The 14,293-nt window shown below is 51.2% G+C and carries 3 protein-coding genes; all 3 read right to left on the bottom strand.

Translation table 11 applies throughout. The annotated features are described in order from the left end of the window. Nucleotides 1–133: 133 nt before the first annotated feature. The 3 genes from ACP7E4_RS02965 to ACP7E4_RS02955 all read right to left on the bottom strand — a co-directional run bounded on the left by ACP7E4_RS02965 (nt 134) and on the right by ACP7E4_RS02955 (nt 14,119). On the bottom strand, nt 134–703 hold the full coding sequence (locus tag ACP7E4_RS02965) for a hypothetical protein (protein WP_426224878.1): 570 nt from the start codon (nt 701–703) through the stop codon (nt 134–136). 419 nt (nt 704–1,122) lie between these two features. Then, the gene (locus tag ACP7E4_RS02960) at nt 1,123–1,293 is read right to left on the bottom strand and encodes a DUF4823 domain-containing protein (protein WP_426112034.1); all 171 of its coding nucleotides are present in this window, start codon (nt 1,291–1,293) and stop codon (nt 1,123–1,125) included. Nucleotides 1,294–1,657: 364 nt separating this feature from the next. Beyond that, nucleotides 1,658–14,119, bottom strand: coding sequence for a calcium-binding protein (locus ACP7E4_RS02955; protein WP_426112036.1), 12,462 nt, complete (start codon nt 14,117–14,119; stop codon nt 1,658–1,660). Nucleotides 14,120–14,293: the final 174 nt, after the last annotated feature.

Below are 14,293 nucleotides of genomic sequence, written 5' to 3'. Positions count from 1 at the left end.
CTCCCGAGGCTGCGTTTAACGTTATGCGCGCCTGCTACGGTGGCTGAGTAACAGCATGATAGGCGCTGATCAATCAACCGTTAGTTGTGAAAGGAATTAACCACCTATAACATAGGCGTCGAATTTGCGAATTTTAAAATGATTCACACGTCCCAAAAAAGACCCCATCGTTGATCAGGTATACAAAAGGCTTCTTTTTACCTGGTAGATACTCCAAGACATTGAGTGCTGTAAGAGTTGTTCCTGGCATGCCTCTTTCCACCCCCACTGATGACATTACTTTGAATGAATTATCAGTATCGCCAGGGTCAATTACGGTCGGCACTGAATCGGTTGAATTTTTTAATGCGCCTACCGTGATTCCTGTTGCACGATCAATGGTGAACTGCTTTCCTATGAGTCCCTCCGTAACTATTTTGTAGATTGGGCCGGAGTCTCCCTCCGCCTGAGAAAAACGTTCAATCGTACATAGATAGTCGAGACGACCTAGCAAAGCCGCGGATGCCTGTAGGCCGAATCCCCAAGCGAACGCGCATAGACAGATCGAAAACGACTTCACAGCGACCTCCTGAGGTTTTGCCTGCGCCAGAGACTCACGCTCTTCACTCATCTTTAGTAGCCGTTTGACGTGACAACTATAAATCAGGTTAGCTCTCCCGGAGCTTGCCGTCAGGGGCGGGGCATGCGATTCCAGCAGCGGCATAGACCTGAAATCTTCCTGTTGAGGGCATAGGGATGCAACCCATAGCTAAGAAATTCGGCTATAAGAATGGAGCAACGAACTCAACGACGGCTCTGCCAGCATCCTTAGGATCCCTTCGAGTCGCCAGCCTCCTCCCTTGAAGATTCCAAAGCTGATGATTTCGCCGATTTGAACCCTGACCAATACAATCTTGATTTGAATTTAATCGAAATAGTCGACCGTCTATGGCTCGACATCCCTTAGGACTGGCAGGAAGAATGGAAATTCTTTCCGACCTCGATAGGTACGTGCCATCGTAAGTCGCCACCCTGGAACGGTGCTCTTTGAGAACGCCAACAAGATCGCCATACATATCTCCCAGGTATCCCGAATGCATCGTCTCGTCCGCAAGCACTGCACGTGGCGCTTCGTAACTTCAGTTAGAAGAGTGAAGAAACGAAGTCAGCGACCGGTTCTGGCAGTAAATCTTGAGGGTGATCTCCACCGAGAGTGGCTAGCCCGCTCTTCCCTCTTATAACCCCAGAACTGATCACATCACCAGTCTGAACACGAACGACATCAACCTTGACCTCTACCCTATCGCGAATCATCGATCACTCTGTTGCCCTGTCTTCCCAATGCAGGATTGAGCGTGGCCGGTTTGGTGGGATGATGGTGCTCCAGACCTGAACAGGCAAATGGTAGCGAACACGCCATACGCGGACTGGTACCAATCCTTGGCCGCTAGCGATCCTTCGTAATCAGAAACGACTTTTCTGTCTCAGACGCATCCAACGCCTAGAGGGCTAGCTTTCCCTTAGTCCAGATCAACCCGGCTAAGGACTGCAGATGACCTTCTACATCTTCCTCATCGTTTGCTGTGCTAGACACACTCAACGCGTTATGGCTTGCGCAGATATGAAAACGCCCCGGTAAACCGGGGCGCTATTTTTACAGCTTTAATCTACGTCGACGCTATTTCCAACTCGCGACCAGAACCGCATCTAACTGATTCTGCTGCGCTTGAGTCAAACTACTTTCTGCACCAGCACTCACGCCGAAAGATGCCATGGTGTCGACCAGGCTTTGCACCTGGCTGTCCAGCAAGGTTTTCCCGTCAGCTGTTTTGAACTGATCCACATGGTAGTCATTGGAAGCGTACCAATTACTAACCACGACCTTGTCGGGGGTATCGACAATACCGACTTCCAGGTCGTTACTGCTGCGACGGAACCAGAGATCCTCAAGACTGACGCTAGCGTCGAACTGAACGGTATCAGTACTGGCGCTCGTGCCATAGTTGTTGATTGAGTCCTTCCCTCCTCTGACTCCAAACGCATAAGTGTCATTGCCTTCACCGCCAGTCAAGATATCGTTGCCCGCCCCGCCATCAAGCACGTCATCACCGTCACCGCCAGAGAGCGTGTCAATACCTGCATCGCCCAGTAAATGATCATTGCCCGCCTCGCCGTAAAGCGTATCGGCACCAGCCCCGCCAGAAATCGTGTCGTTACCATTGGCACCATAAACAACGTCATCACCCATGCCTGCGCTGATCACGTCGTCGGTAGCGAATCCACGCAAGATGTCATCCGAGTCAGTACTGCGAACTATATTCGACTTGATTGCAGTTTGATCCCACTCACTTCCATCAGCAAACTGAATGCGATCAACCTGATATCCGGCAGTTGCATCCGTGGTGAAATGTGAGGCGACGCGCAAGCTATCCGAGCTACCAATAACCTGGATAAGCAGGTCGTTGTTTTCACGTTTAACGAGCACATCTGTAGGGTTTAGATCGGTCAGTTCGATCGTATCGGCTTTCCCTACGCGAACCTCGCCGCCGTTGTTGATAGTGTCCTGACCAGAGCCCTTGCCGAACAGGTAGGTATCGTCTCCGTTACCACCGTTCAGAACATCGTTGCCTGCTCCGCCATCGAGAACGTCATTACCGTCATTGCCGTTGAGGGCGTCGTTGCCGGCACCACCTTGCAGCGAGTCATTACCTTCGCCTCCGTTCAGAGTGTCGGTACCGTCATTCCCCTTGAGGGTATCGTCACCGCCTCCACCGTTCACGATATCGTCGCCCAATCCGGCATTAATGAAGTCGTTACTACTGGTGCCGGAAAGCGTGTCATCGCCATCCGAACCTTGCAGTACCTGGAACTTGATCGCGGCCTGATCCATGAAGCTACCATCGGCAAACTGGATACGATCAATCTGATACCCGGCAGTCGCATCTCCCTGGAAGTGATACATCACTCGCAGGCTGTCTGTCGTGCCGTTGACCCGGATGACCATATCCATGCCATCACGAGTAACACTTACATCAGTGGCGTTTAGGTCAGTCAGTTTGACAGTATCCAGCTTGCCTGCACGAGTCTCGTTGGCGTAGTAGATGGTGTCCTGCCCAGCCCCTTTGCCGAAGATATAGGTGTCATCTCCCGCGCCACCGTCCAGGCGATCATTGCCGGCGCCACCATCGAGCACATCATTACCCTCTCCACCGTAGAGGCTGTCATTGTCTGCGCCGCCCAGCAGGACGTCATTTCCTTCGTTACCATTGAGCGTGTCGGCACCGGCGCCGCCGGTAAGCATGTCACTACCCGCCATGCCGCTAACAGTATCGTCCCCAGCTCCAGCATCGACGGTGTCGTCCGCCGAAGTCCCTGACAGTGTTTCGTCTGCCGCAGTGCCGTGCAGGATCTGCTTCTTGATTGCGGTCTGATCCCAGAAACTGCCATCGGCGAACTGGATACGATCAATCTGATATCCAGCCGTCGCATCGCCCATGAAATGGTAAACAACCCTGAAGGTATCGGTTGTTCCATTGACCCGGATAACCAAGTCATAGCCATCGCGTGACAAACTCACTTCGCTGGCGTTCAGATCGATCAATTTCACGGTGTCGATCTTGTCTGCCCGGGTTTCGTTGGCGTAATAGACACGGTCTTGGCCAGAGCCTTTGCCGAACAGATAGGTATCGTCACCATTCCCACCATTCAGCAGGTCATTGCCTAATCCACCATCAAGGACGTCATTACCATTCCCGCCGTTGAGGGTGTCGTTGCCAATTCCACCTTGAAGAAGGTCATCACCATCATCACCGTTAAGGGTGTCCGTGCCGCTACCCCCGATCAAAGTGTCCTTACCTGCGCCACCACTAATCGTGTCGTCACCCACTTCACCGGACAAGATGTCATTACCGCCACCACCGCTAACAGAGTCGTCACCCGCGCCAGCATTGATCACGTCGTCCGTTTCGTAACCAGTCAACGACTGGTTAGCGTCTGTGCTTCGCAAAACTTCGGTCTTGATAAACGTCTGATCCCAGTAGTTGCCGTCGGCAAACTGAATGCGATCAATCTGATATCCAGCCGTAGCGTCGCCCATGAAGTGGTAAACAACACGCAAGCTATCGGTTGTGCCATTCACTTTGAGGACAAGGTCATAGCCCTCGCGAGAAATGGTGACGTCACGCGCATTCAGGCCGAGCAGTTTCACCGTATCAAGTTTGCCTGGACGAGACTCGTTGGCGTAGTAAATCGAATCTTGGCCAGATCCTTTACCGAACAGGTAAGTATCGTCACCGGCACCACCATTCAGGATGTCATTACCTGCACCACCGTCGAGAATATCAGCGCCCGCGCCACCATTAAGGGTGTCCTTACCAACGCCGCCGTTCAGCTTATCATCACCATCATCGCCGTTAAGCGTGTCCGCACCGCTACCGCCAGACAGAGCGTCGTTACCCGCTCCACCGTAAACGGTGTCATCACCCGCACCCGCGTCGATAACGTCATCGCTAGCGTAGCCCATCAAGCTTTGATCCGAGTCCGAGCCCTTCAGCACCTGCGTCTTGATGATCGATTGATCCCAGAACGAACCATCACCGAATTGGATGCGATCCAACTGATAGCCGGAAGTCGCATCGCCAATGAAGTGATTCGACGCTCGTAAACTATCGGTTGTGCCATTGATACGGATGATCAGGTCATTGCCATCGCGGGCCAGGCTGATGTCTGAGGCGTTCAAGCCATTCAGTTTCAAAGTGTCTACTTTGCCCGCACGGGTTTCGTACGAAGACAGCGTGTCTTGACCCGAGCCTTTGCCGAAGATGTAAATATCGTCGCCTGCACCTCCATCCAGACGGTCATTGCCTGCGCCGCCATCGACAGTATCGTTACCAACACCGCCATTGAGGGCGTCGCTGCCTGTGCCACCCTGAAGAAGGTCGTTGCCGTCATCGCCGTTAAGCGTATCGGCTCCAGCGCCACCCAATAGCGTGTCATTACCGCCGCTACCGCTGACCGTATCGTCACCGGCTCCGGCGTCAATCACATCGTCTGTACTGTAGCCTGTAAGAGACTGACTACCGTCCGTTCCTTGAATCACACGTGACTTGATAGCGGACTGATCCCAATAGCTACCATCTGCAAATTGGATTCGATCAACTTGGTATCCAGCTGCAGCGTCACTCTGGAAGTGATTAGAAACTCTCAGGCTATCAGTGGAACCATTTACGCGAATAACGAGATCAGCACCTTCCCGAGAAAGGGAGACATCAGACCCGTTGAGATCCATCAGCTTTACAGTATCGAGCTTGCCGACACGATTTTCATAAGAGGAATAAATGTCTTGCCCTGCTCCCCGACCGAACAGATAAGTATCATCGCCTGCCCCGCCATCCAGCCGATCGTTACCACTTCCGCCATCCAGCGTGTCGTTCCCGGCACCACCACTCAATGTGTCGTTTCCTGCTTCGCCCTCTAGGACATCATCACCTTCGTCGCCGCTAAGAGTGTCTGCGCCTCCCCCACCGATCAATGCATCGTTACCTGCTCCGCCACTGACAGTGTCGTCGCCACCCCCTGCGTCGATCTGATCATCTGTTTTATACCCGGCTAAGTACTGGTCAGCCGCAGTGCCAAGTAGCACTTGGGCTTTGATCACATCCTGACTCCAGAAGGTGCCATCCGAGAACTGGAGTCGATCTACTTGATAGCCGGACGTCGCATCGCCTATGAAGTAACTCGACACTCGTAAACTATCGGCCGTGCCATTGATATTGATAACAAGGTCATAGTTCTCACGCTTCACGCTAATGTCGGTAGCAGTAAGATCAACCAACTTGACGACATCCAACTTGCCCACGCGAGTTTCGTTGGAGGAAATCGTGTCCTGCCCTGATCCTTTGCCGAACAGATAGATGTCGTCACCTACACCGCCGTCCAGACGATCAGCTCCCGCACCACCATCAAGAATATCGTCCCCGGCACCACCGCTCAGGGTGTCGTTGCCAACACCTCCAGTGATCACATCATTGCCGCTTGTGCCATTGAGATTTAGTGGTGCAGCCGAAACTACCACGCTTGCATTGATATCAGCCTTGCTCCATATATCGCCACCTTCAAACCGAAGCTGATCAATGGCGTAGCCCGATATGGTGCTGGTACTAAAGTGCGAAGCCACTCTCAGGGTATCGCCAGTGTCTTTGACCTGAATGATCAGGTCATCCGACTCTCTACGCAATATGACATCCGTAGAGGTCAACCCCTCTAATTTTACAATGTCCAGTTTGTTGGCAGTCGTGTCGTTGTAGAAATAGTTGTTAACGGTGTCCTGCCCGGAACCTTTTCTGAAGATATAAGTATCTGATCCGGCCCCGCCGGCAAGTGTATCGTTACCGATCCCACCATCCAGGACATCGTTACCTGTTTCTCCATTAAGCGTATCGCGGCCTTCGCCTCCCAAAAGCACGTCCTCACCGCCTCGACCACTCAACGTGTCGTTGCCAGCAGACCCCGTCAGTACATCCGCTGACTCATAACCGATTAGAGTATCATCGCTATCAGATCCGCTCAGCATGGCCGACCTGATCTGAGCGTTAGTCAGAATGGCTCCGTCATTGAATTGCAATTGATCAATTGCATAACCAGAGATTAGGCTAGAACTGAAATGCGAAATCACACGAAGGGTCTCGCCAGTCTCTTTAATTTGGATAACCAAATCGTCCGACTCGCGCCGTATCGAAATGTCCGAGAGGTTCAGCCCATCAAATTTAATGACATCCAGTTTGTTAGCCGTCGTGTCGTTATAGGCATAGTTATTGATCGTGTCCAGGCCCGAACCTTTTCGGAAAATATAGGTATCCGAACCAAATCCACCCCCCGACGAATCATCACCGGCACCACCATCCAATAGGTCGTTTCCATTCCCACCTGATAGCGTATCGTTACCAGCCCCACCCTGGAGGATATCGTTACCTTCCTCTCCATTGAGGCTGTCTTTGCCGTCACCGCCATCAAGAGTGTCGTTACCTGTACGCCCGCTGATGGTGTCATTGCCAGCAGAGCCTTTGAGTACGTCATCGGTTTCATAACCGATAAGGGCATCGTCACCCTCAGTTCCATTCAGCAGTGCCCTTCTGATCTGCGAATTATCTATTACTGCTCCGTCGGCAAACTGAAGCTGATCGATGGCATATCCGGAAATCATACTGGTGCTGAAATGAGAAGTGACCCGAAGGGTTTCACCTGTTTCTTTAATCTGAAGAACCAGATCATCGGACTCACGGCGGATAAGCACATCCTCAGAGTTGAGGCCCTCAAATCGAATGACGTCGAGCTTGCCTGCTGTTGTATCGTTGTAAGCAGAGTTGCTGATCGTGTCATGACCTGCTCCCTTACGGAACAAATAGGTATCTGAACCAAAACCACCACTCAACGAGTCGTTACCCAAACCACCATCAAGAGAATCATTCCCATAACCGCCATTCAGAGTGTCATTCCCAGCACCACCGAGCAGCGTGTCATTACCATCGTCACCGGAAAGCGTGTCTTTACCATCGCCCCCATTCAGAACATCGTTACCGCCGCGACCACTGATCGTGTCGTTTCCACTAAGCCCGTTAAGAACATCTGCCGACTCGAATCCAATAAGGGAATCGTCCTCTTCTGTTCCGACGAGCATGAAGGCCTTGAGTTGATCAACGTTCAAAGTTGATCCATCTGCGAACAACAATTGATCGACGGCATACCCGGAAATCGCACCGGAGCTGAAATGCGAGGTAATGCGTAATGTCTCTCCTGAATCACGAATCTGGATAATGAGATCGTCCGACTCACGACGCAGGGAAACGTCAGCCTGGTTCAGTCCTTCAAGCCTTACCACATCGAGCTTATTGACCGTGGTGTCGTTATAGGCCGAGTTATTGATGGTGTCCTGTCCGGAGCCGTGGCCAAAGACATAGGTGTCGGATCCATATCCGCCACTCAAAGAGTCATTCCCTGAACCACTATCCAGAAGGTCGTTGCCGTAACCACCATTAAGAGAATCGTTGCCCGAACCGCCGAGAAGCAGGTCGTTTCCATCATCACCTGAAAGGGTATCCTTGCCATCTCCGCCATCAAGTCTGTCATTTCCAGAGCTACCGCTGAGCGTGTCATTACCATCCTCACCGGTAATGACGTCATCAGTGCCGTATCCCGTCAGGACGTCGTCACCATCGGTTCCCAAGAGCAATGCAGCTTTGATCTGTGCGTTACCCAGAACCGTACCATCGGCAAACTGAAGCTGATCAATCGCATAGCCGGAGATCGTGCTGGTACTGAAATGGGAACTGACGCGTAATGTTCCACCAGACTCTTTAATCTGAATCAGCAGGTCATCCGACTCACGCCTGATAGTCACATCCGACATGTTCAGATCTTCAAGACGAATCACATCCAGCTTATGTTCAGTCGTATCGTTGTATGCAGAGTTATTGATCGTCTCCTGGCCATAGCCTTTACGAAAAATGTAGGTATCCGACCCTTTACCGCCGGCGAGCGAGTCTGTACCAGCTCCGCCATCAAGAAAGTCATCGCCGTCACCGCTACTCAGATTATCGTTCCCTTTTCCACCCAGCAGAGTGTCGTTGCCACCCTCGCCGTAAAGCGTGTCATTACCCTCTCCGCCATCCAGAGTGTCATTGCCCGCTCGCCCACTGAGTACGTCGTTACCCGCCAATCCGCTCAGCTTGTCATCAGTGGCATAGCCAGTGATGGTGTCATCCCCAGCAGTCCCCAGCAGCAAAGCGGCGGTGATTTGGGTTTTATCCCAGAAAGTACCGTCGCCGAATTGCACTTGGTCGACGGCATAGGCGTCGCTACTGAAGTGCGACGAGACACGAAGTGTTTCGCCCGTTTCAATGATCTGGACAATGAGATCGTCCGACTCACGACGAATACTGACTTGGGAGGCAGTAAGTCCCTCCAGTTTCACGACATCAAGTTTGCTCTGAGTCGCGTCCTGAGACGCATAGTTCGAAATAGTGTCCTGACCAGAGCCTTTGTGGAAAATATAGGTGTCTGAACCACTGCCACCACTCAACGAGTCGTTGCCTGATGCCCCATCCAGAATATCGTTACCGTTTCCACCGGAAAGCGTGTCATTACCAGCACCGCCAAACAGAGTGTCGTTGCCATCCTCGCCATACAACGTGTCTCGGCCATCGCCCCCTTCCAAGATATCGTCGCCAGCTCGACCACTAATTGTGTCGTTGCCGCCGAGCCCTTTCAGCGTATCCGCAGTCTCATAACCTGTGATGCTGTCGTCACCAGCAGTACCGGTCATTAGCGCGGACTTGATAAAAGACTTGTCCCAAACTGATCCATCAGCGAATTTCACCTGATCGATTGCGTAGCCGTACGCGACGTTTGAACTGAAGTGTCCGCTCACCCGAACAAAGTCATTCGTATCCTTGATTTGAATGATCAAGTCATCGGACTCGCGTCGAATCACGACATCTTCAGGGCTGAGACCTTCAAGATGAACTACGTCCGACTTGTCAGGATTGGTCTCATTGGATACCGCATTGGAAATAGTATCCTGCCCTGCACCGCGCCGAAAAACGTAGGTATCTGAACCAAGCCCGCCTGCGAGCGTGTCATTACCTGTTCCACCGTCCAGTCCGTCGTTACCCTCTCCGCCGTTAAGTGCGTCGTTATCAGCACCGCCCAGCATAGTGTCAGCGCCTTCATCTCCGTTGAGAGTATCCTTCCCAGCACCGCCATCCAGCATGTCATCGCCACCACGGCCGCTGATCGTGTCGTTGCCTGCCAGGCCGAACAGTTGATCAGCAGTCTGATAGCCAATGATCGTATCGTTGTCGCCAGTTGCCCTCAGCACTTCTGTTTTTAGTTTTGCTCCATCCCAGGCGGTTCCGTCTGCGAACTGAAGCTGATCCACCGCGTAGGCGCTAGCACCGTCTTGGCTGAAGTGAGAGTTGACGCGTATTGAATCGCCTGTTGACTTAATCTGGATGACCAGATCGTTAGATTCTCTACGCACCGTGATATCGGCCGGGTTCAACCCATCCAGTTTGACGATATCGACTTTATTGGCAATCGTATCACCCGATGTAGCATTATTGATTTGATCCTGTCCTGATCCTTTTCGGAACAGATAGGTATCAGATCCCATGCCGCCATCGAGCGTATCGTTTCCGCTACCGCCATCCAGAGTGTCGTTGCCATTGCCGCCGTAGAGTAAATCAATACCGGCACTGCCGTAGAGAGCGTCGCTTCCCTCTTCGCCGTACAACGTGTCGTTACCAGCATCACCTGACAACGTGTCATTCCCGGCCCGACCGTAAATCGTATCATTGCCCAGACCGCCGCTGATGGTGTCGTCGGATGCATAACCCGTCAGGACATCGTTACCATCAGTGCTCTTGAAGGCCGCCATCGTTTTGACTTGATCCGGCCTCCAGATCGTCCCATCGGCGAAACGAATCTCGTCAAGCTTATAAGCGTTATCACCGTCATTACTGAAGTAACTGGAGACGGTTATGTTATCGGTACTGCCGCTCAGCGTCAGAATCAAACTGTCGCCGGAACGAGTGACAGCGATATCGCCAGGCACGATGCCCGATGCAAACTCAATGGCATCCGATTTATTGGTGCTGGTGTCGTAGTTGCTGATCGAATCCTGGCCCCAACCTCGGCTGAAACGATAGGTATCGGAGCCTGCACCGCCCGACAACGAGTCGTTACCGGCACCGCCATCGAGGACGTCATCGCCAGCATCGCCATTGAGATTATCGTTGCCGCTGTTGCCTTCGAGCAGATCGGCCCCGGCACCACCATACAGCGTGTCGACACCGTCGCCACCCGACAACAAGTCCGTCCCGTCACCGCCATTAAGGGTGTCGTTGCCAGCATCACCCTTCAAGGTATCGTTGCCAGCCTGGCCATAGAGGGTGTCGTCACCCAGGCCACCGCTCAGGGTGTCATCGGAGGCATAACCCCAGATTGAATCATTGCCATCGGTGGACTGCATTGCCAACGACTTGACCTGATCGAGTGACCAGTTGGTGCCGTCAGCAAACTTGATCGACTCCAGCTGATAGGCGCTCACGCCATCGTTGCTGAAGTAGCTGGAGACCGTGATGCGATCAGTTGTTCCACGCAGCGTGAGAATCAAACTGTCGCCGGAACGAGTGACAGCGATATCGCCAGGCACGATGCCCGATGCAAACTCAATGGCATCCGATTTATTGGTGCTGGTGTCGTAGTTGCTGATCGAATCCTGGCCCCAACCTCGGCTGAAACGATAGGTATCGGAGCCTGCACCGCCCGACAACGAGTCGTTACCGGCACCGCCATCGAGGACGTCATCGCCAGCATCGCCATTGAGATTATCGTTGCCGCTGTTGCCTTCGAGCAGATCGGCCCCGGCACCACCATACAGCGTGTCGACACCGTCGCCACCCGACAACAAGTCCGTCCCGTCACCGCCATTAAGGGTGTCGTTGCCAGCCTCACCTTTCAAGGTGTCGTTGCCAGCCCCGCCCGACAACGAGTCGTCCCCAGCATCGCCGCTCAAGACGTCATTGCCTGCCAAACCAAATAGAGAATCGTCCCCCATCCCGCCACTTAATGTGTCATCAGTAGCACCGCCCCATAACTGATCATTACCATCCGTGCTCAGTTGAGAAATTGCTCTAACTTGTTCAACAGTCCAAAAACTTCCATCATCAAATTGGATTTTATCGACCGCATATCCGTTGTTGGCCAACGTCACGTCGTCGAAATAGCTTTGAATCGTAACGCTGTCTTGAGTACCTCGAACAGTAAGAACGAGGTCGTAGTTGTTACGCTTGACGATGATGTCCGCCGACGATATATCCTTGCCAAAGACAAGCGTATCGGGCTTCGCCCCTGCATCATCTACGTCACCATTCTGAATAGTATCTTTGCCATCGCCTAAATTGAAATGGTAGGTGTCGGCGCCGTCTCCACCAGCAAGATAATCATTGCCAGCACCGCCATAGATTTCGTCGTCGCCCTCCCCGCCATAAATATTATCGTTACCCGCTAACCCTCTTAAATGGTCGTTACCAGAAGCACCATTCAATACATCGTTACCGATACCGCCTATATTGTTGCTGTGCCCCATAGCTGAGAGCAGAGCTGAGAAATCACCATCCTCAGTTTTTCCAGCATTCCGAAGTTCAACCAATAATTTTTCGCCGAAATCACCTCCATCAGCTAACCCCTTAGCGAATTCGGAAATCAACAGCTCCCCTCTCTCGGGATTTACATCGAATTGGGCTTTTAGCTTGGATACGACAGTTGATACATCCCAATGAGTACCATTTTCATCATATGTAGCACTGAGGCCGTCGAATAGCTCCGCCAAATGCGTCTGAAGCATGAGCTTGTCATAAACAATGGACGCAAAATTATCAAACGCCTGAAGCAATTTAGCGGCTGCGGGGCCGTGCGGATTAGGATCACGTGTCCCCCAGCACCAAGTACCTAGATAATCTTCGCCCAAAAACGTCTCTAAAGTCGCGAGCTTACGAGCATCACCAATGACATTTCCGTAAATTTGCGTAGCGGCACGGCTTTTAGGATCAACATCCTGCACTCCAGCCCAATGATAAATAATATCTAAAACTAGCTTCTGCCTAGCTGACGCATCCAGCTCATTTTTGAACGATTCGACCAGAAACTGAAGGGGCTTATCACGGGCCATTGCCTGCTGCAGATCATGGGCATTCCCGAACCCTTCGATATTAGGCAAAGATGCTATTTCAGGCGAGATTTCAATCTCAGAATTATCGATCGTATCCGAGCCATTAACATCAAACCAGACATCTTCTATTGCAGCAAGAGATCCGTCAGTTCGTGTGTAAGTACTAAGCTGTCGATGCTCGTTACCATTTGCATCAATGATATTACGAGGTACATTCCCATTAGCATCCAGCTTACCCGGATCAGAGTAAGACAATTTAATTGAGGCAACTCCCGCCTGATCCAGGGATAACAGTTCACCGGCATCCACAGCACCATTTGAGTCTTTATCTACCCATACGTTTATTTCAGAAAATGCCGCATCACGAGAATCAAAAATCCCATCTTTATTACCATCAAAATCAGCTAGCGCCAAGAAGCCATTGGCTGCTTTTTGACCTATTGAAACGGTTGTTTTATTTCCAAAAAGTTCTAATCCAGAGTCGATTTTACCGTCGTGATTCTTGTCAAAAACTAACAAGCCGTCATCTTTTCCTACCCACCCAGTACTTTCCGAAAACCCATTACCATCGTGATCAAAGTGAACTCCGGGAGAAACCCCAACTGTCTCCACTCCATCACCATCAAGATCTAACACCAAGGGGCTTGTGGTAGTTTCCGCATCATCGAACGACGACCCCATCTTGCCAATATCATCTTTTTCAACTTTTGAGAAGTCAGGAATAAAGCCAGGAGGGAAATCAAACTCACCCTCCTCCTCCTCCTCCTCTTCCTCCTCTTCTGAAGATCCAGCATCCCCGTTATATGTCTCCTTAACCTTCATACCGCCGTCTTTATCAATACCAATACCAAGACTTCCTGTCTCAGTCTTGAATTCCCCATTCTCGCCTTCCTTTTTTATTCTTTTAAAACCGATATCAGCCCCATCCCTTCCAAAACCAAACTCGGTATATGTCCCATCTTTCTGTTCTTCAGTATATCTACCAAGCCCACCTAAGCCGTCCTTATCTTGAAAAATTTGTACTGTACTGGTCGACCCATCGTCATTAGTCCAAGTATAATAAATCTTTCCAAAATTATCAGGAGCCAAATCAAAATGACTTATTTCGCCATTTTTACCTACGTGATTTAAGTCGATATTTCCCTTCGACCCAAAACCAATATCCATACTTGTATTATTATCATGCAAGTTTACACTAGTAGGATTTCCATAAGTATCAAAGGTAATACCCGCGTATGTATCCTTACCAATAGGCAACTGCAGGCCAATTTTAGTTTTGCTTGAAGTGCCACCATCTGAATGCTCAGATGTCACCTTGACAGCAGAACCATTTTTTGTTGTGACCTGACCAGTAGCACCAAACTTACCACCTGAATAAGTCAGAGTAGCTGTTGCAGTCGCAGAACCCGACATAAAAACTCCTGTAATTTTAGAAAATCATTTTCGGAAAGTAAAAAATTAGCGGATTAATCCGGTGTTAATTTTAGGCGATATATGACACCACTCCCCCATAGCGCAGCTATTAAAAAGCTAGTATCCCATCAAGGCCACATCCGTGGCTGCATAAAAATCCTAACAGTGACGGCC

The organism is Pseudomonas sp. DSP3-2-3 (assembly GCF_049898225.1).
In the GTDB taxonomy this organism is placed as follows: domain Bacteria; phylum Pseudomonadota; class Gammaproteobacteria; order Pseudomonadales; family Pseudomonadaceae; genus Aquipseudomonas.
Note: the sequence above shows the minus strand (reverse complement) of the source record. Positions and strands in the feature narration are given on the sequence as shown.

Bases quoted from the DNA above. Each gene is read 5' to 3' on its own strand.
- ACP7E4_RS02960 (WP_426112034.1), bottom strand. From the start codon at position 1,293: ATGATTCGCGATAGGGTAGAGGTCAAGGTTGATGTCGTTCGTGTTCAG.
- ACP7E4_RS02955 (WP_426112036.1), bottom strand. From the start codon at position 14,119: ATGTCGGGTTCTGCGACTGCAACAGCTACTCTGACTTATTCAGGTGGT.
- ACP7E4_RS02965 (WP_426224878.1), bottom strand. From the start codon at position 703: ATGCCGCTGCTGGAATCGCATGCCCCGCCCCTGACGGCAAGCTCCGGG.